This window comes from Thermobifida halotolerans (assembly GCF_003574835.2).
GTDB classification, from domain to species: Bacteria; Actinomycetota; Actinomycetes; order Streptosporangiales; family Streptosporangiaceae; genus Thermobifida; species Thermobifida halotolerans.
In genome coordinates this window covers 3,557,614-3,578,152 of record NZ_CP063196.1, presented here as the reverse complement: position 1 = coordinate 3,578,152, position 20,539 = coordinate 3,557,614, and the positions used below count along the sequence as shown (strand labels likewise).

At 68.0% G+C, this 20,539-nt stretch carries 13 protein-coding genes and 3 rRNA genes; 10 read left to right on the top strand and 6 right to left on the bottom strand.

What is annotated here, in order from left to right; all coding sequences use genetic code 11:
- Window positions 1–18: 18 nt before the first annotated feature.
- From NI17_RS15955 to NI17_RS15945, 3 genes are all read right to left on the bottom strand, one after another.
- A complete protein-coding gene (locus NI17_RS15955; RefSeq protein ID WP_068688388.1) occupies window positions 19–522 on the bottom strand; it encodes a (2Fe-2S)-binding protein in 504 nt (167 codons plus the stop codon).
- Between the two features lie 196 nt (window positions 523–718).
- The gene (locus NI17_RS15950) at window positions 719–925 is read right to left on the bottom strand and encodes a hypothetical protein (protein ID WP_068688390.1); all 207 of its coding nucleotides are present in this window, start codon (window positions 923–925) and stop codon (window positions 719–721) included.
- Window positions 912–2,252: a PspC domain-containing protein gene (locus NI17_RS15945; RefSeq protein ID WP_234401673.1), complete on the bottom strand. Its 1,341-nt coding sequence runs from the start codon at window positions 2,250–2,252 to the stop codon at window positions 912–914. Before NI17_RS15945 ends, NI17_RS15950 begins: the two co-directional genes overlap by 14 nt.
- Window positions 2,253–2,438: 186 nt before the next feature.
- On the opposite strand from NI17_RS15945, the gene NI17_RS15940 reads away from it, so the two are divergent.
- Window positions 2,439–3,650: an ATP-binding protein gene (locus tag NI17_RS15940; RefSeq protein WP_234401674.1), complete on the top strand. Its 1,212-nt coding sequence runs from the start codon at window positions 2,439–2,441 to the stop codon at window positions 3,648–3,650.
- 88 nt (window positions 3,651–3,738) lie between these two features.
- Window positions 3,739–4,404 (top strand): response regulator, encoded by a 666-nt coding sequence (locus NI17_RS15935; protein ID WP_068688470.1) that lies wholly within the window; start codon window positions 3,739–3,741, stop codon window positions 4,402–4,404.
- A 5-nt stretch (window positions 4,405–4,409) separates the two neighbouring features.
- Here NI17_RS15935 and NI17_RS15930 read toward each other — a convergent pair whose 3' ends face one another.
- Window positions 4,410–5,339 (bottom strand): nucleoside hydrolase, encoded by a 930-nt coding sequence (locus tag NI17_RS15930; RefSeq protein ID WP_068688394.1) that lies wholly within the window; start codon window positions 5,337–5,339, stop codon window positions 4,410–4,412.
- 102 nt (window positions 5,340–5,441) lie between these two features.
- Between NI17_RS15930 and pcrA the strand changes: the two genes are divergently transcribed.
- From pcrA to rrf, 4 genes are all read left to right on the top strand, one after another.
- Window positions 5,442–7,718: a DNA helicase PcrA gene (gene pcrA, locus NI17_RS15925; RefSeq protein WP_068688395.1), complete on the top strand. Its 2,277-nt coding sequence runs from the start codon at window positions 5,442–5,444 to the stop codon at window positions 7,716–7,718.
- A 1,343-nt stretch (window positions 7,719–9,061) separates the two neighbouring features.
- A 16S ribosomal RNA gene (locus NI17_RS15920) occupies window positions 9,062–10,595 on the top strand.
- A gap of 368 nt (window positions 10,596–10,963) precedes the next feature.
- Window positions 10,964–14,051, top strand: a 23S ribosomal RNA gene (locus NI17_RS15915).
- An 86-nt stretch (window positions 14,052–14,137) separates the two neighbouring features.
- Window positions 14,138–14,254, top strand: a 5S ribosomal RNA gene (gene rrf, locus NI17_RS15910).
- Together the 16S, 23S and 5S rRNA genes form the textbook arrangement of a ribosomal RNA operon.
- A gap of 189 nt (window positions 14,255–14,443) precedes the next feature.
- On the opposite strand, the gene NI17_RS15905 is transcribed toward rrf, so the two are convergent.
- Entirely contained in the window at window positions 14,444–14,722 is a 279-nt protein-coding gene (locus NI17_RS15905) for a hypothetical protein (RefSeq protein WP_068693288.1), read from the bottom strand.
- Window positions 14,723–14,894: 172 nt separating this feature from the next.
- Here NI17_RS15905 and NI17_RS15900 point away from each other — a divergent pair, with 172 nt between their 5' ends.
- From NI17_RS15900 to NI17_RS15885, 4 genes are all read left to right on the top strand, one after another.
- The gene (locus NI17_RS15900; protein WP_068693287.1) at window positions 14,895–15,662 is read left to right on the top strand and encodes a sulfite exporter TauE/SafE family protein; all 768 of its coding nucleotides are present in this window, start codon (window positions 14,895–14,897) and stop codon (window positions 15,660–15,662) included.
- A 326-nt stretch (window positions 15,663–15,988) separates the two neighbouring features.
- Window positions 15,989–17,170 carry an ADP-forming succinate--CoA ligase subunit beta gene (sucC, locus tag NI17_RS15895; RefSeq protein ID WP_068693286.1) on the top strand — a complete coding sequence of 394 codons (1,182 nt, stop codon included), beginning with the start codon at window positions 15,989–15,991 and terminating at the stop codon, window positions 17,168–17,170.
- 21 nt (window positions 17,171–17,191) lie between these two features.
- On the top strand, window positions 17,192–18,070 hold the full coding sequence (gene sucD, locus NI17_RS15890; RefSeq protein ID WP_068693284.1) for a succinate--CoA ligase subunit alpha: 879 nt from the start codon (window positions 17,192–17,194) through the stop codon (window positions 18,068–18,070).
- A 349-nt stretch (window positions 18,071–18,419) separates the two neighbouring features.
- The gene (locus NI17_RS15885; protein WP_234402098.1) at window positions 18,420–19,910 is read left to right on the top strand and encodes a cell division protein PerM; all 1,491 of its coding nucleotides are present in this window, start codon (window positions 18,420–18,422) and stop codon (window positions 19,908–19,910) included.
- On the opposite strand, the gene NI17_RS15880 is transcribed toward NI17_RS15885, so the two are convergent.
- On the bottom strand, window positions 19,900–20,328 hold the full coding sequence (locus NI17_RS15880) for a hypothetical protein (protein ID WP_068693282.1): 429 nt from the start codon (window positions 20,326–20,328) through the stop codon (window positions 19,900–19,902). The two genes, NI17_RS15885 and NI17_RS15880, sit on opposite strands and share 11 nt — an antisense overlap.
- Between the last annotated feature and the right edge of the window lie 211 nt (window positions 20,329–20,539).

Here is a 20,539-nt window from a genome sequence, read left to right as displayed (position 1 = left end):
GTACCGCGCTGTATCCCATCACCCGATCACCCGATCACTGATCGTCTGCCGCGCGGCCCCCCACAGCCGATCCGCCGCCTCGCGCACCGCGAGCACGGCCTCGACGTGACCGCCGCAGCGGCACCGCACCTCCGCCAGCCTTCCGCCGATCTCCTGCTCGGAGGGATCGGGACACTCCCGCAGCAGCTCCACCGCCGCCACGACCAGCGCCGAGGAGCACCGGGCGCACCCCGCGGCGCGGAACCGGCGAAACGCCCGCCGAACGGAACGCGCCACGTCGTCGCGGCGCAGTCCCCCGGCGGTGGTGACGGCGCGCCCGTCGACCTGCACCGCCAGCATCAGGCAGCTCCTGACCGCCGCCCCGTCCACCAGCACGGTGCAGGCCCCGCACTCCCCCGTCTCGCACCCCGGGGGAACGTCGCTCCCGGCCCCCCGGGCACGCAGGTAGTGGGCGAGCGGCAGGCGTGCCTGGACCTCGTCGTCGTAGCGCACGCCGTCAACGGTGACACCGATGTCGGGCAACGGACCCCAACCTCCCCCTCACGCCACCGAGTCCAGGAACAACGCATCTGCCTGCGGTTTCAGGCGTACGGCGGCAGGACTATCGCGGTGCACACGACTCTAGGCAACCGGGCCGCCACGGCGGCCCGGCAACGGAGCGGGCGAAAGATGTCTTTTCCCCCGGACAGGGAAAACTTTGCGCCGACCGACAGCGGACTCAGGAGGAGCGCCGGTCCGACCGGTCGCGGGAGCGTGTCAGCGAACGGACCACGCCGACCAGTCCCAGCCCGACGGCGAGGACCGGCAGCACCCACAGGACGTTGAACTCCCCCGCGGTGGTCCCGCTGAAGACAAAAGCCAAGCCCAGCAGCACGAACAGCAGACCGGCGACCAGCGAGGCCCAGTCGGCGCTACGTCGGGACATGCCATACCTCCAAGTTCCCCGCGTGGGACCGCAGATCGAGGGTCAGCGTCGGAGCGTCCACCGCGGTCCCCTCTTCCCCGTCTTCCCCGGAGACAGACACCGGTTCCAGGACGTCGTTCAGGTCCAGTCGCGTGCCCGTCTGGGACAGGCTGTCGCCGAGCTCGATGCTGCCGAACGCGGCGCGGCCGTGCACCACGACCCGCGCCGTCTCGGGAGCCAGCACCTCCAGCGAGCCGAATCCCACCCGCGCCCGCACCGTCACCTCCTGCCCCGGTTCCAGGGGCAGGGCGGTCAGGTCCAGTCGGGCCTGTCCGACGGTCAGCTCGAACGGCTCCCGGACCTCGGAGGCCGCCGCCGGACGCCAGGCCGTCTCCCCGAACCGCACCTGTGTCAGATCCACCGCCGTCGCGGCCGTGGCCAGCAGCGTCACCAGCGTGGCGGCCCAGGTCACCCCGCGCGGATCGCCCACCCACGTGCCGACGACGAGTGCCGCGCCGAGCAGCGCGACGATCCCGCCCAGATAGAGCGGGGCCGCCTGCGGACCCACCAGGGCGCCCACCGACACCTCGTCGGACAGCGCGAACACCACCGCGGTGAGCGCCAGGACCACCCAGCACACGACACCGAGCAGACTCACCCCCCGGCGCCGGTCCCGCTTCGTCGCCGTGCCGCCGTCGCGGTCCCGGCGGGATGTCTTCCACGGCGGACTCTGCGCACCGCAGTCCCCGCCGCCCTCCGCGGCCTGCCGCCCCACGACCGCCAGGTCGATCGGTCCGCTCGGAGCCGCCGCCCAGGGCTGCGCCGGGTTGTAGTAGGCGGGGCTCGGCTCGGGAGCCGGCGCGCTCGGCGGCGGCTCCCGGCTCTTCAACCACTCCGGCAGCCGCCGGGCGACCCGGGACAGGTCCACCCCGCGGTTGTGCGCCACCAGTCCGCCCAGGATCAGCGGGACCGCCAGCACCAGCGTCGTCCACCCGAACCCGCCGACCAGACTGAACAGCGCCCCCAGCGCCAGCCCCGCGCCGAGCAGCGCCAGCACGGCCTCGCCGCTCAACCGCCGGTCCAGCAGCTGTTCGAGCATGGCGGGACCGCCACGGGCGTCCCGCGTCAGCAGCCACGCGGCGATGTACAGCCACACCCCGGTACCGCCCGCGAGGGCGGTCACCGCGAACGCGGTGCGCCACACCACCGGGTCGGTTCCCGTGTGGCGTCCCAGACCCGCGGCCACACCGGTGATCACGCCGTTGACGTCGTCCCGGCACAGCATCCGCTCCGCCGCGGGGCCGACCGGTGACGCCGTCTCCGGCGCGGGAGGCTCCGGCGGTTCCACCCCACTCCTCGGCTCACCATCCACCATGCGTCCATGGTCGCCGGTCCGCGGCCCCACTTCCCATCGGGGAGCTCCCTGACCCCACCCTGAACTCCGGACCCGGAGGACCGGGGCGCCACCCCGATGCGGAAAGCACCCGACAGGCGGCATGCTGAGAGCGGAAGACCACAGGAATGCGAGGAGACGGTGACCGCAACGCGAGAAGAGACACCGCGGCTGTACCGGGGGCGCGCCGACCGCCTCCTGGGCGGGGTCTGCTCCGGACTGGCCCGCCACCTCGGCATCGACCCGGTCGTGGCGCGTCTGGCGCTGCTCGCGCTGTCCATCGGCGGCGTCGGCATCGCCGTCTACCTCACCCTGATGCTGGTCGTCCCGGTCGAACCGGAGTCCGCGGACGAGACCGCCGCCGGAGGAGCGGAGCGCTCCCGCCGCAGGGGGCGCGACATCAGCCAACTGCTCGCCTACATCGCGCTGGCGGCCGGGCTGGGGGTGCTCTTCCTCCTCTTCGGCGGTGTCTTCGATCCGCTGCTGTGGTTCCTGGTCTTCGGCGCGCTCGGCGGCACCATCCTGTGGCAGCAGGCCAACCCCGCCCAACGCGACGAGTGGGTCGCCTCCACGGTGCTGCGCGACCGCAAGGGCTGGGTCCGCACCGGAGCGGGCATCCTGCTCGTCATCATCGGCGTCATCGGCTTCCTCGCCTTCCAGCAGCAGCTCCACGAGGCGCGGGCGGGGCTCACCTTCGCGCTCACCCTGCTGGCCGGAATCGCGTTGATCGTCGCGCCCTGGATCATCGGCCTGGTACGGGAACGGGACAGGGAACGCCGAGAACGCATCCGCAGCCAGGAACGCGCCGAGCTCGCCGCCCACATCCACGACTCCGTGCTGCACACGCTCACCCTCATCCAGCGCCGCGCCGACGATCCACGGGAGGTCCAGCGGCTGGCCCGGGTCCAGGAGCGGGCCCTGCGTAGCTGGCTCTACCAGCGCCGCACCGACGACGAGACCACCGTCTCGCCCGCGCTGGAACGGGCGGCCGCCGAGGTGGAGGAGACCCACGGGGTGCCCATCGAGGTGGTCTGCGTCGGAGACTGCCCCCTCGACGACGGGCTGCGCGCCACCCTCAAGGCCGCCCGGGAGGCGATGGTGAACGCCGCCAAGTACGCCGGGGTGGACACGATCTCGGTGTTCTGCGAGGTCGAACCGGAGGAGGTGCTCGTCTTCGTCCGCGACCGCGGCGCGGGCTTCGACCTGGACTCCGTGCCCGCCGACCGGATGGGCGTGCGCGGCTCGATCATCGGCCGTATGGAACGCCACGGAGGCGACGCCCGCATCCGCACCGCGCCGGGTGAGGGGACCGAGGTGCAACTGCGTATGCCCCGCGCCCCCGAGACCCGCTAGACGGCCCGGCCCGCCGGCCCGGACGCGGCCGTGACCGATGCCGGACGCCGTGTTCCCCGGCGGGGAGTCGGCGGGTAGAGTCCACGGCGTGGGAGAAGAGAACACCTTCGCGAGCGGCCGTGTCCCGCGTGTCGTGATCGTCGACGACCACCGGCTGTTCCGCAGCGGCGTGCGCGGTGAACTCGGCGACGCCGTCGAGGTGGTCGGCGAGGCCGGAGACGTCGACGGAGCGGTGCACGTCATCAACGAGCAGCGGCCCGACCTCGTCCTGCTCGACGTCCACCTCCCCGGAGGGGGCGGTGTCGAGGTGCTCCGCCGGGTCCTGACCAAGCACCCCGAGATCCGCTTCCTCGCGCTGTCGGTCTCCGACGCCGCCGAGGACGTCATCGGCGTGGTGCGCGGCGGCGCCCGCGGCTACGTCACCAAGACCATCTCCGGCAAGGAACTCGCCGACGCGATCGTGCGGGTGGCCGACGGCGACGCCGTGTTCTCCCCCCGGCTGGCGGGGTTCGTCCTCGACGCCTTCGCGGCCACCGACGCGCCGCCCGTGGACCCCGAACTCGACCGCCTCACCCAGCGGGAGCGCGAGGTCCTGCGGCTGATCGCCCGCGGCTACGCCTACAAGGAAGTCGCCAGGGAGCTGTTCATCTCCGTCAAGACCGTCGAGACCCACGTGTCCTCGGTGCTGCGCAAGCTCCAGTTGTCCAACCGGCACGAGCTGAGCCGCTGGGCCACCGCGCGCAGACTCGTCTGAGGCCGTCAGCGCAGCGCCCGCAGCATGCGGGAGAGGAACTCGGAGACGTCCACCTCGGTGGGCAGGACGACCGGTTCCCGGGAGCCCGCCTCCGGTTTCGGCCGCAGGTCCGCGAGGGTCATGCCGCGGGTGTGGGTGCCGCTCAGTTCCACCCGGACCGGGACGGTCACCGACTCCGTCACCAGTTCGGGGTCGAGCAGCACCGCCGCCGCGAGGGGGTCGTGCATCGCGCACGCCCGCCGGCCCAGCACCGAGGTGTACCAGTCCACGTAGTAGTCGAGGAACCGGCGCGCGTACCCGGCGCGTTCCCCCGCCAGCGCCGCCAACTCCTCCAGCCACGGCTCCGTCGCCAGGGCGCGCATGGTGACGTCCAGCGCGACCAGGGTCAGGTCGAACCCCGCGCCGAGCACGGCCTCGGCCGCCTCCGGGTCGTTGTTGACGTTGGCCTCCGCCCACGGAGTGACGTTGCCCGGCGCCCGCACCGCGCCGCCCATGACCACCACGCGGTCCACCAGTTGCGGCAGCCGCGGCTCCAGGGCCAGCGCCAGCGCCAGGTTGGTCAGCGGGCCGAGCGCCAGGACGCAGATCTCCCCGGGAGCGGAACGGGCCAGCCGCACCAGCAGTTCGGCGGCGGACTCGGAGACCGGAGACGTCTCCACCGCGGGTACCTCGATGCCGCCGAGACCGTTGGCGCCGTGGACGTGCGCGGCCAGACTGGGCTGCTGCACCAGGGGGCGGGCCGCGCCCGCCGCGACCGGAACTTCCGGGCGTTCGTACAGCCGCAGCAGCCGCACCGCGTTGTCCGTGGTGGTCTCCACGGCGGCGTTGCCGTAGACCGTGCCCACCCCGACGAGCTCGACGCCGGGCTCCGCCGCCAGGTAGGCCAGCGCCAGCGCGTCGTCGATCCCGGGATCGCAGTCGATGAAAACACGCATCCGATCCTCCACAACCGTATTCCCAGGGCTCCCCGCGGAACCCGGCCAAGGGTAGCCGCACGAGGGCCCGCGACCTCCCCGCCCACGTCTACCCTTGGTGGGGTGTCCTCCCAAGAGCAGCTTCTCGAAGGTCTCAACGAGCCCCAGCGCGCCGCCGTGCTCCACGAGGGCGGCCCGCTGCTGATCGTCGCGGGAGCGGGGTCGGGCAAGACCCGGGTCCTCACGCACCGCGTCGCCTACCTGCTGGCCGAGCGGGGGGTGCGCCCCGGCGAGGTGCTCGCGATCACCTTCACCAACAAGGCCGCGGCCGAGATGAGGGAGCGGATCGAGGGACTGCTGGGTGAGCGTGTGGCAGGCGCCATGTGGGTCATGACCTTCCACTCGGCGTGCGTGCGCATCCTGCGCCGCGAGGCCGGACGCCTGGGATACCCGAGCAGCTTCACCATCTACGACTCCGCCGACTCCCGGCGGCTGATGCAGCTTGTCTGCCGCGAACTCGACCTGGACCCCAAGCGCTTCCCGCCCAAGTCGTTCTCCGCGCAGGTGTCGAACCTCAAGAACGAACTGGTGGACTACGACACCTTCGCCGACCGTGCGGCCAACGAGCAGGAGCGGACGCTCGCCGAGGCGTACAAGCTCTACCAGCAGCGCCTGTACGAGGCGGGCGCGATGGACTTCGACGACCTGATCATGGTCACCGTCAACCTGCTCCAGATGTTCCCCGAGGTCGCCGAGTACTACCGGCGGCGGTTCCGGCACCTGCTCGTGGACGAGTACCAGGACACCAACCACGCCCAGTACGAACTGGTGCGCGCGCTCGTGGGCCCCGCCGAAACCGACTCGGCGCTCCCGGGACCGGAGCTGTGCGTGGTGGGCGACGCCGACCAGTCCATCTACGCCTTCCGCGGGGCGACGATCCGCAACATCCTGGAGTTCGAGCGCGACTACCCGCAGGCCACGACCATCCTGCTGGAGCAGAACTACCGGTCCAGCCAGAACATCCTGACCGCGGCCAACGCCGTCATCGCGCGCAACGCGGAGCGGCGCCCCAAGGACCTGTGGTCGGCCAGGGGCGAGGGGCCGCCCATCGTCGGTTACGTCGCCGACAACGAGCACGACGAGGCGGCGTTCGTCGTCGGCGAGATCGACACCCTCACCGACGAGGGCGCCTGCACGCCCGGTGACGTCGCGGTCTTCTACCGGACCAACGCCCAGTCCCGGGTGCTGGAGGAGGTGTTCGTCCGTACCGGGCTGCCGTACCGGATCGTCGGCGGAGTGCGGTTCTACGAGCGGAGGGAGATCCGCGACATCCTCGCCTACCTGCGGGTGCTCGCCAACCCGGAGGACACGGTGAGCCTGCGCCGGATCCTGAACGTGCCCAAGCGGGGCATCGGCGACCGCGCGGAGGCGGTGGTCGAGCTGTTCGCCGCCCGGGAGCGGATCACCTTCGCCAGGGCGCTGCGCCGCGCGGACGAGGCGCCGGGGATCGCGACCCGTTCGCTCAAGGCGATCCGGGAGTTCGTCGCCCTGCTGGAGGAGCTGGAGGCGCTGGTCCCCACGAGCAGCCCGGCCGAGATGGTCGAGGCGGTCCTGGAACGCACCGGCTACCTGAGCGAACTCGTCAACTCCAAGGACATCCAGGACGAGAGCCGGGTGGAGAACCTGGAGGAGTTCGTCGGGGTCGCCCGCGAGTTCGAGGCGTCCTTCGGCGGCGTGCCGGGCGAGGAGGCGGACGACGCGGACGGGACCGGCACGGAGGAGGCCGCCGAGCCGACGCTGGTGGACTTCCTGGAGCAGATCTCCCTCATCGCCGACACCGACCAGGTGCCCGACGCCGACGAGCAGGGGGGAGCGGTCACGCTCATGACGCTGCACTCGGCCAAGGGACTGGAGTTTCCCGTGGTCTTCCTCACCGGTCTGGAGGACGGGGTCTTCCCGCACCTGCGTACGCTCGGCGACCGGTCGGCGCTGGAGGAGGAGCGGAGGCTGGCCTACGTGGGGATCACCCGGGCGCAGGAGCGGCTCTACCTCAGCCGGGCCGCGGTGCGCAGCTCCTGGGGGGCGCCCGCCTACAACCCCGCGTCGCGCTTCCTGGACGAGATTCCCGCGGAGCTGGTGACCTGGCGCCGTGCGGAGTCCTCGATGGGCGCGTTCGGACGGTCCGCCTCTCCCGTGCGCGGTTCGGTGGCGACCCGCAGGCCGGAGCGCCGGGTGCCGTCACTGCGCCCGGGGGACAAGGTGAACCACGACTCGTTCGGGCTGGGCACGGTACTCCTGGTCGACGGGACGGGGGACCGTACCAAGGTCCGCGTCGACTTCGGGGCGGACATCGGCGAGAAGGACCTCATGGTCAGGTTCGCGCCGATCGAGAAGCTCTGAGGGACCGCCACGGCGGGGGAACAAACCGGGACCCGTGTCTGTTGGACTGGTTCGGACCCGTCAGCAGGTGGCTGTCTCTCCTTCGGGAGGGGGCCGGGAATAGTCCGGCCCCGGCGTCTGTTGGACTGGTTCGGTCCGCTGGACAGGCGGGAGGGTTCGGGAACAATCCGGGGCCTGCGCCTGTTGTAGCGGGTAGGACCGGCCGGCAGGTGGCTCCTCCTCCCGTAGGAGGGGGTCGGGGAATAACCCCGGACCTGATCCTGTTGGACCGAGTCGGACCCGTCAGCAGGTGGCTGTCTCTCCTTCGGGAGGGGGCCGGGAATAGTCCGGCCCCGGCGTCTGTTGGACTGGTTCGGTCCGCTGGACAGGCGGGAGGGTTCGGGAACAATCCGGGGCCTGCGCCTGTTGTAGCGGGTAGGACCGGCCGGCAGGTGGCTCCTCCTCCCGTAGGAGGGGGTCGGGGAATAACCCCGGACCTGATCCTGTTGGACCGAGTCGGACCCGTCAGCAGGTGGCTGTCTCTCCTTCGGGAGGGGGCCGGGAATAGTCCGGCCCCGGCGTCTGTTGGACTGGTTCGGTCCGCTGGACAGGCGGGAGGGTTCGGGAACAATCCGGGGCCTGCGCCTGTTGTAGCGGGTAGGACCGGCCGGCAGGTGGCTCCTCCTCCCGTAGGAGGGGGTCGGGGAATAACCCCGGACCTGATCCTGTTGGACCGAGTCGGAGCCGTCAGCAGGCGGTACCTCCTTCGGGAGGGGGCCGGGAATAGCCTGGGCCTGATGCCTGTTGTACTGGTTTGCCCGGCCTGGTTCGCCAAATGGGCGGGGGTCGGCTAGAGTCTTTCGGCGTCGCCGATGGCCTGGGGTTTCCCGGGTGTGAGGTGGCGTGTCCAGGGTCCGTTCGGTGGTTGTGCGGAGCACTCTGCGGAGCGGGTAGTCTGGGAAGTGAACTGAGCGGAACGAACGCGGCGAGGGTCGCGGGCGGGCTGGTTCTGGTTCCACTCCGAACCGGGTGGTCCGAGGAGTCTCGGGCAGGGGGTAGAGTGGAAACACCCCGGAAACAAGGACTGACGCGAGTCGGTTGGTTTCTGGGGGGTGTAGCGGGAATGCCGCGGCTGGGGAAGAGCCTGGTGGCTTGTGGACGGTCGGCGGTTGTTTCTTGAGAACTCAACAGCGCGTGTTTGTTTTTACAGCCGAGTTTGTGATTTTGGCTCCTGCCACTTCCTCATGGTTGTGAGGGGGTGGGGGTTCCTTTGATCGGCACCCTGGTTTGGGTGTCTGGTCGGGATGAGCCTCTGTTTCAGGTTTGCTGCCTGCGCCCTGGCGGGTGTGGGTGGTGTTTGGCCTTTGATGGAGAGTTTGATCCTGGCTCAGGACGAACGCTGGCGGCGTGCTTAACACATGCAAGTCGAGCGGTAAGGCCCCTTCGGGGGTACACGAGCGGCGAACGGGTGAGTAACACGTGAGTAACCTGCCCCTGACTCTGGGATAAGCCCGGGAAACCGGGTCTAATACCGGATATGACTCCTGCCTGCATGGGTGGGGGTGGAAAGTTGTTTCGGTTGGGGATGGGCTCGCGGCCTATCAGCTTGTTGGTGGGGTGATGGCCTACCAAGGCGATGACGGGTAGCCGGCCTGAGAGGGCGACCGGCCACACTGGGACTGAGACACGGCCCAGACTCCTGCGGGAGGCAGCAGTGGGGAATATTGCGCAATGGGCGGAAGCCTGACGCAGCGACGCCGCGTGGGGGATGACGGCCTTCGGGTTGTAAACCTCTTTTACCACTGACGTAGGCTTCCAGTGTTCTGGGGGTTGACGGTAGGTGGGGAATAAGGACCGGCTAACTACGTGCCAGCAGCCGCGGTAATACGTAGGGTCCGAGCGTTGTCCGGAATTATTGGGCGTAAAGAGCTCGTAGGCGGCTTGTCGCGTCTGCTGTGAAAGCCCGGGGCTTAACTTCGGGTGTGCAGTGGATACGGGCAGGCTTGAGGTAGGTAGGGGAGACTGGAATTCCTGGTGTAGCGGTGAAATGCGCAGATATCAGGAGGAACACCGGTGGCGAAGGCGGGTCTCTGGGCCTTACCTGACGCTGAGGAGCGAAAGCGTGGGGAGCGAACAGGATTAGATACCCTGGTAGTCCACGCTGTAAACGTTGGGCGCTAGGTGTGGGGACTTTCCACGGTTTCCGTGCCGTAGCTAACGCATTAAGCGCCCCGCCTGGGGAGTACGGCCGCAAGGCTAAAACTCAAAGGAATTGACGGGGGCCCGCACAAGCGGCGGAGCATGTTGCTTAATTCGACGCAACGCGAAGAACCTTACCAAGGTTTGACATCACCGGTAATCCTGCAGAGATGTGGGGTCCTTCGGGGATCGGTGACAGGTGGTGCATGGCTGTCGTCAGCTCGTGTCGTGAGATGTTGGGTTAAGTCCCGCAACGAGCGCAACCCTTGTTCCATGTTGCCAGCACGTGATGGTGGGGACTCATGGGAGACTGCCGGGGTCAACTCGGAGGAAGGTGGGGATGACGTCAAGTCATCATGCCCCTTATGTCTTGGGCTGCAAACATGCTACAATGGCCGGTACAGAGGGCGTGCGATGTCGTGAGGCGGAGCGAATCTCTTAAAGCCGGTCTCAGTTCGGATTGGGGTCTGCAACTCGACCCCATGAAGGTGGAGTCGCTAGTAATCGCGGATCAGCAACGCCGCGGTGAATACGTTCCCGGGCCTTGTACACACCGCCCGTCACGTCACGAAAGTCGGCAACACCCGAAACGCGTGGCCTAACCCTTCGGGGAGGGAGCGTGTGAAGGTGGGGCTGGTGATTGGGACGAAGTCGTAACAAGGTAGCCGTACCGGAAGGTGCGGCTGGATCACCTCCTTTCTAAGGAGCTTTTCGAGCCAACCGTTTTGTCGATGGGTTGGCGGGCTCGTGAGTGGAACCAGCTCTGGTGTCGCCGGTTGTCGGTGGCCGGGGTCTGGTACTCGGTTGTGAGAGCGAACTTCCCCTGCTGGGTCTTTGTGGTCTGGTGGGGGCGCGCTGTTGGGTGTCTGAGGGAGCAACCGTGTTTCCTTGGTGTCCTGCCCGGGTGGGTGGGGTGCTGGGTGGTTGTTTCCGCGGGTGCCATCCCGACGAACTCCGGGTGGGGTTTGGTTGGACGTGGGTCTGGTTGGGTCCTGTCTGGTGGTGGTCGGGTGTGTGGTGTGTGTTTTGATTTGTGGATAGTGTGCGCGAGCATCTTGTTTCTGTGGTGGCCAAGCGAGAGTGGCATACGGTGGATGCCTTGGCACCAGGCGCCGATGAAGGACGTGGGAGGCCGCGATAGTCCACGGGGAGTTGTCAACCGGGCGTTGATCCGTGGGTGTCCGAATGGGGAAACCTGGCGTGCGTTATGGCACGTCGCCGCTGTCTGAATGTATAGGGCAGTTGGTGGTGACGCGGGGAAGTGAAACATCTCAGTACCCGCAGGAAGAGAAAACAACAGTGATTCCCTGAGTAGTGGTGAGCGAAAGGGGATGGTGGCTAAACCGCATGCGTGGTAAAGACGGCAGTCGTTGCGTGTGTGGGGTTGTGGGGCGTGTCTGTCTGGGTCTGCCGGCCTGGAGCGCTTGTGTCGTGGGTAGTCGAAACCGGTGGGAAACGGTACCGGAGTGGGTGAGAGTCCCGTAGGCGAAGCCTGTCGGCATGGTGTTGGATGTGTTCCCGAGTAGCGCGGAGCCCGAGGAATTCCGTGTGAATCTGGCAGGACCACCTGCTAAGCCTGAATACGTCCTGGTGACCGATAGTGGACGAGTACCGTGAGGGAAAGGTGAAAAGTGCCCCGGTGAGGGGTTGTGAAAGAGTACCTGAAACCGTGTGCTGTCAAGCCGTCAGAGCCTGTCTTTTGGGGTGGGTGATGGCGTGCCTTTTGAAGAATGAGCCTGCGAGTCATGGTGTGTGGCGAGGTTAACCCGGGTGGGGGAGCCGTAGCGAAAGCGAGTCTGAAGAGGGCGTTTGAGTCGCATGCTGTGGACCCGAAGCGGGGTGATCTACCCATGTCCAGGGTGAAGCGGGGGTAAGACCTCGTGGAGGCCCGAACCCACCAGGGTTGAAAACCTGGGGGATGAGGTGTGGGTAGGGGTGAAAGGCCAATCAAACTCCGTGATAGCTGGTTCTCCCCGAAATGCATTTAGGTGCAGCGTTGCGTGGTGCTTGCCGGAGGTAGAGCGACTGGTTGGCTGATGGGCCCGACAAGGTTACTGAGGTCAGCTAAACTCCGAATGCCGGTGAAGTTGAGCGTGGCAGTGAGACTGCGGGGGATAAGCTTCGTGGTCGAGAGGGAAACAGCCCAGATCATCGGCTAAGGCCCCTAAGCGTGTGCTAAGTGGGAAAGGTTGTGTAGTTGCTGAGACAGCCAGGAGGTTGGCTTAGAAGCAGCCATCCTTGAAAGAGTGCGTAATAGCTCACTGGTCGAGTGATTGTGCGCCGATAATGTAGCGGGGCTTAAGCACACCGCCGAAGCCGTGGATGCCAGGTTTTCCTGGTGTGGTAGGGGAGCGTCCTGCGTGGGGTGAAGCCGTGGAGTGATCCGGGGTGGACTGCGTGGGAGTGAGAATGCAGGCATGAGTAGCGAAACACGCGTGAGAAACGTGTGCGCCGATTGACTAAGGGTTCCTGGGGCAGGTTAATCCGCCCAGGGTGAGTCGGGGCCTAAGGCGAGGCCGACAGGCGTAGTCGATGGATAACGGGTTGATATTCCCGTACCCGTCCGCATGCGCCCGATACCGAGGCTTCTGATGCTAACCACCACCGGCGCTGCTGTTGTCTTCGGATGATGGTGGGTGTCGGCGTGGGGTCCGAGGAGGTAGTAGGTAAGTGATGGGGTGACGCAGGGGGGTAGCTCTACCGGGCGGTGGTTGTCCCGGGTCAAGCGTGTAGCCCGGAGTGCAGGTAAATCCGTGCTCCGTTACAGGGGTGAGGCGTGATGTCGAGGCGTTGAGCCGAAGTGAGTGATCCCGTACTGTCGAGAAAAGCCTCTAGCGAGTGTGTGGGCGGCCCGTACCCGAAACCGACGCAGGTGGTCTGGTAGAGAATACCGAGGCGTTCGGGTGAACCATGGTTAAGGAACTCGGCAAATTGTCCCCGTAACTTTGGGAGAAGGGGAGCCCTGTCTGGTGATGGACTGTGCGTCCGGAGCTGGGTGGGGTCGCAGAGGCCAGGGGGAAGCGACTGTTTACTAAAAACACAGGTCCGTGCGAAGTCGTAAGACGCGGTATACGGACTGACGCCTGCCCGGTGCCGGAACGTTAAGAGGACCGGTTAGACCTTCGGGTCGAGGCTGGGAATCTAAGCGCCGGTAAACGGCGGTGGTAACTATAACCATCCTAAGGTAGCGAAATTCCTTGTCGGGTAAGTTCCGACCTGCACGAATGGCGTAACGACTTCCCCGCTGTCTCAACCGTGGGCCCGGTGAAATTGCACTACGAGTAAAGATGCTCGTTTCGCGCAGCAGGACGGAAAGACCCCGGGACCTTCACTACAGCTTGACATTGGTGTTTGGGATGGTTTGTGTAGGATAGGTGGGAGCCGGTGAAGCTCGGACGCTAGTTCGGGTGGAGGCGTTGGTGAAATACCACTCTGGCTGTTTCGGGCATCTAACCTGGGGCCGTGATCCGGTTCGGGGACAGTGTCTGGTGGGTAGTTTAACTGGGGCGGTTGCCTCCTAAAGGGTAACGGAGGCGCCCAAAGGTTCCCTCGGCCTGGTTGGCAATCAGGTGGTGAGTGTAAGTGCACAAGGGAGCTTGACTGTGAGACGGACGTGTCGAGCAGGTGCGAAAGCAGGGACTAGTGATCCGGCGTCGGCGTGTGGAAGCGGCGTCGCTCAACGGCTAAAAGGTACCCCGGGGATAACAGGCTGATCTTCCCCAAGAGTCCGTATCGACGGGATGGTTTGGCACCTCGATGTCGGCTCGTCGCATCCTGGGGCTGGAGTTGGTCCCAAGGGTTGGGCTGTTCGCCCATTAAAGCGGCACGCGAGCTGGGTTTAGAACGTCGTGAGACAGTTCGGTCCCTATCCGCTGCGCGCGTTGGAGACTTGAGAAGGGCTGTCCCTAGTACGAGAGGACCGGGATGGACGAACCTCTGGTGTGCCAGTTGTCCCGCCAGGGGCATGGCTGGTTGGCTACGTTCGGGAGAGATAACCGCTGAAAGCATCTAAGCGGGAAGCTTGCTTCGAGATGAGGTCTCCTTCCACTTCGAGTGGGTAAGGCTCCCCAGAGATGATGGGGTTGATAGGCTGGATGTGGAAGCCCTGTGAGGGGTGGAGCTGACCGGTACTAATCGGCCGAGGGCTTGTCCACCGCAGATGCTGGGTGCTCGCGCACGTTGTTCATGTTGAGGTTTCCTGCTTGCATGCCTTTGTTGGGTGTGTGGGTGGGTGTGAGGGTTACGGCGGTCATAGCGGGCGGGGTCCACCCGGTCCCTTTCCGAACCCGGTAGTTAAGCCGTCCAGCGCCGATGGTACTGCCTCTTTGGTGGGGTGGGAGAGTAGGTCGCCGCCGTACACAGTGTTGGAGAGGGGCCGCCCCCGCAAGGGGTGGCCCCTCTCTTTTTTTGCGTTGGGGGATGTTCTGAAGGCGGGACCGTCTCTGTGTTTCTGCCTGCCCGAAAAAGGGGTCACCGTTTGTGGTGGCCCCTTTTTCTGTTCTGTGCCGAAAAGCACATTCACCGGTTCCCGTGCGCGGCCGAAGAGGTCAGGAATCGTTGTGCCTGCGCAGATAGTCCAGATAGAGCGGGCGCAGCGCCTCCCGGAGCTGCTGGTCCCCCTCACGTTCCGCGACCAGTGCGCTGAACAACCCCGACATCTTGGTCACCCCGGCCTCGCCCGCCTCCGGGCGGCCCGCAACCGCCTCGGCTCCCGGGACGTGCTCCACCAACTCCCACAGGTAGCCGACGTCCCAGCGCTTCCGGGCCAGAGCCACCGCGCGTTCCCGCAACTCGTCGGTATCCATACGGTCGAAGTCCTCGCTCATGTCCGCCCACTACCCGCCGGACCGCCACCCGCGCCCACGCGCGGCATCCCGCTGCGGACACAGGGCGCCCACAACGGCGACACGAGGGGGGAATAAGCTCCCACTCCGTGACAACAGGTATCCCCCGCCGGGATCTCCCCGGACATCCCTCCGCCCGCCGGTCCGGTAGCGCATGGACGTAGAGATCATCGCGCTGCTACTGGTCGCCGCGGCAGCCGCTGGATGGATCGACGCGGTCGTGGGCGGCGGCGGACTGCTCATGCTCCCGACCCTCCTCCTGGCCTTCCCGACGGCACCGGTGGCCGCCGTGCTCGGGACCAACAAACTGACCGCGATCTTCGGCACCTGCTCGGCCGCCATCACCTACGCCCGCGGAGTCAAGACCGAAGCCCGGGTCGTGTGGCCGGCGGCCGGACTCGCACTCCTGGGAGCGGGAGGTGGGGCCGCGCTCGCGGGAGCGGTGTCCTCCGCGGCGCTGCGCCCGATCATCATGGTGGTGCTGCTGGGCGTCGCTGCCTTCGTGGTCCTGCGTCCCGCCATGGGCAGGGTCGCCGAGCCGAGACTGCGCACCCCGATCCGCGTGCTCGTCGCGGTGCTGGTCGTCGGGCTGGGAGTCGGCTGCTACGACGGCCTCATCGGGCCGGGCACCGGCACCTTCCTGATCATCGCGTTGACCTCGATCATCGGTCTGGACTTCGTCACCGCCTCGGCCTCGGCCAAGATCGTCAACACGGCCACCAACCTCGGAGCCATCACCGTGTTCGCTCTCAACGGCGACGTGATGTGGCTGATCGGCCTGGGCCTGGCGGTGTGCAACATCGTCGGGGCCCAGGTGGGCGCGCGCATGGCACTGAGCCGGGGCACGGGATTCGTCCGCGGCGTCCTGCTGGTGGTCGTGGTCCTCCTCGTCGTCAGACTCGGAATCGACCAGTTCGCCTGAGGGCCGCCGGGCCGCCTCGGCCGCGGGCGGACACTCCGACCGCGTTCACGGCGGTACAGGCGGACCTGTGAATTCTGTGTGAACCGTCACACGGGTTATCGGCGAAGAGCGGGGAATAACGGACAAGCAGCCAGTTCGGGGAGGTCCCGCCACTGGTCATCGGCAACCCGGTGTCTGTCGCCGCAACGCGGGCTGGATAAGCTTCCCGATGGTGCGGATGGCTCTTACGAGCATATTTCAACGCGGTGCGACCGGAAGAGGTTCCCGCGCTGAGCGAGACGACCTCCGCAGAACACCCAGCCAGCGAGTCACAAGGACGGACCCTCGTGGACCTGTTCGAATACCAGGCGAAGGCACTCTTCGCGGAGTATGGGGTTCCGGTACCCCAGGGAAAGGTGGCGAGCACGCCCGAGGAGGTGCGTGCCATCGCCGAAGAGTTCGCAGCCGCGGGTAAGACCCGTGTCGTGGTGAAAGCCCAGGTCAAGACCGGAGGCCGGGGTAAGGCGGGTGGCGTCAAGGTGGCCGACGGCCCCGATGACGCGGTCGCCAGGGCCGAGCAGATCCTCGGCATGGACATCAAGGGCCACACCGTCCACCGGGTCCTCGTCGAAGAGGCCAGCAACATCGCGGAGGAGTACTACTTCTCCTTCCTGCTGGACCGTGCGAACCGCACCTTCCTCTCCATCTGCTCCGCCGAGGGCGGCGTGGAGATCGAGGAGGTCGCGGCGACCAACCCCGACGCGGTCGCGAAGGTCGCGATCGACCCGCTCAAGGGTGCTCCCGCCGAGGTCGCCGCCGACATCGTCGCCCAGGGCAGACTGCCCGAGGCCGCCGCCGCGGGCGCCGTCGAGGTGATCACCAAGCTCTGGGACGTCTTCGTCGGCAAGGACGCGACCCTCGTCGAGGTCAACCCGCTCATCCTCACCGAGGACGGCCGCGTGGTCGCCCTGGACGGCAAGGTCACGCTGGACGAGAACGCCGAGTTCCGCCAGGACCTGGCGTCGCTGGCCTCCGCCGCGGAAGGCGACCCGCTCGAGGTCAGGGCCAAGGAGAAGGGCCTCAACTACGTCAAGCTCGACGGCGAGGTCGGCATCATCGGCAACGGCGCCGGACTGGTCATGTCCACGCTGGACGTCGTCGCCTACGCCGGTGAGGAGCGCGGCGGCGTCAAGCCCGCGAACTTCCTCGACATCGGCGGCGGCGCGTCCGCCGAGATCATGGCCAACGGCCTGGAGATCATCCTCGGCGACCCGTCCGTCAAGAGCGTCTTCGTGAACGTCTTCGGCGGTATCACCGCGTGCGACGCGGTCGCCAACGGCATCGTGCAGGCGCTGGAGCTGCTCGAGGCCAGGGGCGAGGACGTGACCAAGCCGCTGGTGGTGCGCCTGGACGGCAACAACGCCGAACTCGGCCGCTCGATCCTCAACGACCGCAACCACCCGGCGGTCCGCCAGGTGGACACCATGGACGGCGCCGCCGCACAGGCCGCCGAACTGGCCGCGAAGTAAGCGCGGGGGGACTCAAACGACATGGCTATCTTCCTCACCAAGGACAGCAAGGTCCTCGTCCAGGGCATGACCGGTTCCGAGGGCACCAAGCACACCCGACGCATGCTCGCGTCGGGCACCACCATCGTCGGCGGCGTCAACCCGCGCAAGGCCGGTCAGAGCGTCGACTTCGACGGCACCCAGGTGCCCGTGTTCGGCTCGGTGGCCGAGGGCATCAAGAGCACCGGCGCCGACGTCACCGTGATCTTCGTGCCGCCCAAGTTCGCCAAGGACGCCGTGATCGAGGCGATCGACGCCGAGATCGGCCTCGCGGTGGTCATCACCGAGGGCATCCCGGTGCACGACACCGCCGTCTTCTGGGCCCACGCCAGGAGCAAGGGCAACAAGACCCGCATCATCGGCCCCAACTGCCCCGGCCTCATCTCGCCCGGACAGTCCAACGCGGGCATCATCCCGGCCGACATCACCAAGCCGGGCCGCATCGGCCTGGTGTCCAAGTCCGGCACGCTCACCTACCAGATGATGTACGAGCTGCGGGACATCGGCTTCTCCAGTTGCGTGGGCATCGGCGGCGACCCGATCATCGGCACCACGCACATCGACGCGCTCGCCGCGTTCGAGGCCGACCCCGACACCGACGCGATCGTGATGATCGGTGAGATCGGCGGCGACGCCGAGGAGCGGGCCGCGGAGTACATCAGGGAGCACGTGACCAAGCCCGTCGTGGGCTACGTCGCGGGCTTCACCGCTCCCGAGGGCAAGACGATGGGCCACGCCGGAGCCATCGTCTCCGGTTCCTCCGGAACCGCCGCCGCCAAGAAGGAGGCCCTTGAGGCCGTCGGAGTCAAGGTGGGCAAGACGCCCAGCGAGACCGCGAAGCTGGCGCGCGCGCTGTTCTAGCGCTTCACACGGGAGGACCCGCCGCGGCTGCCGTGCCGCGGCGGGTCCTCCCGTTTCCGGGCGGGGCCGGGAAGCCGAGGGCGGGCGAGGTGTTCCAGGGCGGTCCGGGACGGGCCACCAGCGGTTGCCGGCACATCCCCTTCGGCGTGCGTGTCCCTCACGGTTTCCCGCCCACCCCCACGGGCCGAGCTTGGAAGACCCCCTCGGGCCGAGGCCACCTGGACTTCCTCCGGGACACGCCCTACCACACGGGGCTTTTCCGGCAAGTTCCGACACGCCAGCCGAATAGGCGACCGGGAGCCGGGCGGGCTGGGAGCATGGACGTGTGAGTGCGCCTCCAGGACCGTCCGTGCGCCGGGACCCGCCCGGCCGTAGCAGATCCCGCACCCCCGACCGACGCGGCAGCCGTCCGGCCGGGACGCGGCCGGGCGTCCCCGGCCGTCCGCCCCGCCCGCTGTACGCGTCGGGCGGGATCGGAGCGGCGTCGGCCGCCGCGGTCGGTCTGGCCACACTCACCACCCTCACCCTGGTCGGATGGATCGCCGCCCCGCTCGCCACGTTCGGCGACGACATCGTCGACGCGTTCCGGGTGGCGATCCGCGTGTGGCTGGTCGGCCACCACGTCGAACTCACCACCTCCAACGGCCGGGTGGGAATGTTTCCCATCGGCCTGCTGGTCCTGCCCGGCCTGCTGCTGTACCACTCCGGGCGGCGCCTGGCGCGCGTCTGCGTCCTCCCCAGGCTCAGGGACGCCTTCCGGGGCGCGCTCGCCCTGGCCGGGCCGTACGCGGCCATCGCGGGCACGCTGGCGCTGGTGGGCCGCGACGAGGCGGTCCAGCCCAGCATGGTCCAGGCGCTGCTCACCGGATTCCTGCTCGCGTTCACCGCCGGAGGGCTGGGCGTGCTGCGGCAGCTCCTCAGGGACAGGGGCATTCCGCGGCGCAGGCTCCTGGAACGCATGCCCACCCGCCCCCGACTGCTCCTGACGGGCGTCCTCAACGCGGCGGCGATCCTGCTGCTGGCGGGCACACTGCTGTTCTTCGCCGGACTGGCGGCCGACTTCGGCGAGGCGGTCACCACCACCCGAGAGCTCGGGCCCGGCGTGGTCGGCGGCGTACTGCTGTTCGTCATCCAACTGCTGTACCTGCCCAACGCGATCGTCTTCGGCGTCTCCTACGCGGTGGGTCCGGGCTTCTCGATCGGAACGGACACGGTCGTGGCGCCCACCGGGGTGGCGCTGGGGCCGCTGCCGGAGTTTCCGATGCTGGCGGCGCTGCCCGACAACGGTCCCGCGCCCGCGCTGTCCCTGCTGACGCTCGCGGCGCCCTTCCTCGCCGGCGCGGTCGGCGGAGCGCGCACGCTGCGCGGCGCGCCGGTGCCGGTCAACGAGGCGGCGCCCCTGTGGGGATTCGCGTGCGGTGTGGTCACGGGCGCTCTGTGGGCCGGGCTGGCGTCACTGGCCGGAGGCCCCCTGGGAGCGGACCGACTGGTCGACATCGGTCCCTCGCCCTGGCAGGTCGGCGTGATCACGGCGTTGGAGGTGGGGGTGAGCGCCGCGATCGCCGCGTGGGTGGTGAACTGGCGGCACCTCAGGCGCGTCGCGGCCGACGCCGGGGACGACGGGGAGCCCCGGGACGACGACGCCGGACCGGAGTCCACGCCGCGGCTCGCGGCCCGACGGCCCCGCGTGCGGCTGCCCCGAATCCGCCTGCCGCGTCCGCGGCGGATCGGACGCCGCGGACCCGACCGCGAGGAGGACGACGCGGAGGAGCTGTACGGCGTCACCTACGAGGCCGACCCCGCGCCCCCGGCGTCGGACGGTGCGGAGCCTACGGGCTGACCTGGTTGTTCTCGACCAGCTCCCGCACCCACGGCTGGTCGGGGAAGCGCTCGCTGATCGCCTCGGCGTAGGCGTCGTCGCACTCCTCCTGGGCGCTGACCGTGTTGGCGCGGGCGCTGCACTGGCTGTAGGCGGTGAGCTCGTCGAAGAACACCACCAGGCCCACGGTCACCAGCAGCCCCCACAGGACACCGACGGCGCCGACGACGATGCTCAGCACGGCTCCCGGAGCCTGCCCGCCCCTGGACTTCGCGTTCCTGCGGGCGCGCGCGCCCTGCACGATGCCGATCACGGACAGGACCGCACTGAAGGGAAGCAGCAGCAGACCGGCGATGGAGAGCATGAGCCCCCACAGGCCACCGCGTTCGACAGTGGCCTGCTGTCCTTCGGGCTGCGGCGCCGACGGCTCACCGTTCACAGGGGGCTCCTCAACAGTGGGTGGATGCGGATCTCGTCTCCTTAGACGCTACCGGGTGTCCGCGGCGGTGTTCCGGTGCCGCGGGCGGGCCGGAGGAATACGCCACCGGACCCCGGCTTCCACGGCGACACCGCGTGGCGGGATAGGCTGATTCCCAGCACGGGTGGTTCACCCTGCCGTGCCCTGTCGGCCACAGGGCAGCACACCCCGG

Excerpts from the sequence above, each read along its gene's own strand:
- sucD (WP_068693284.1), top strand. The coding sequence starts at position 17,192 with ATGGCTATCTTCCTCACCAAGGACAGCAAGGTCCTCGTCCAGGGCATG.
- NI17_RS15905 (WP_068693288.1), bottom strand. The coding sequence starts at position 14,722 with ATGAGCGAGGACTTCGACCGTATGGATACCGACGAGTTGCGGGAACGC.
- NI17_RS15950 (WP_068688390.1), bottom strand. The coding sequence starts at position 925 with ATGTCCCGACGTAGCGCCGACTGGGCCTCGCTGGTCGCCGGTCTGCTG.
- NI17_RS15930 (WP_068688394.1), bottom strand. The coding sequence starts at position 5,339 with ATGCGTGTTTTCATCGACTGCGATCCCGGGATCGACGACGCGCTGGCG.
- NI17_RS15900 (WP_068693287.1), top strand. The coding sequence starts at position 14,895 with ATGGACGTAGAGATCATCGCGCTGCTACTGGTCGCCGCGGCAGCCGCT.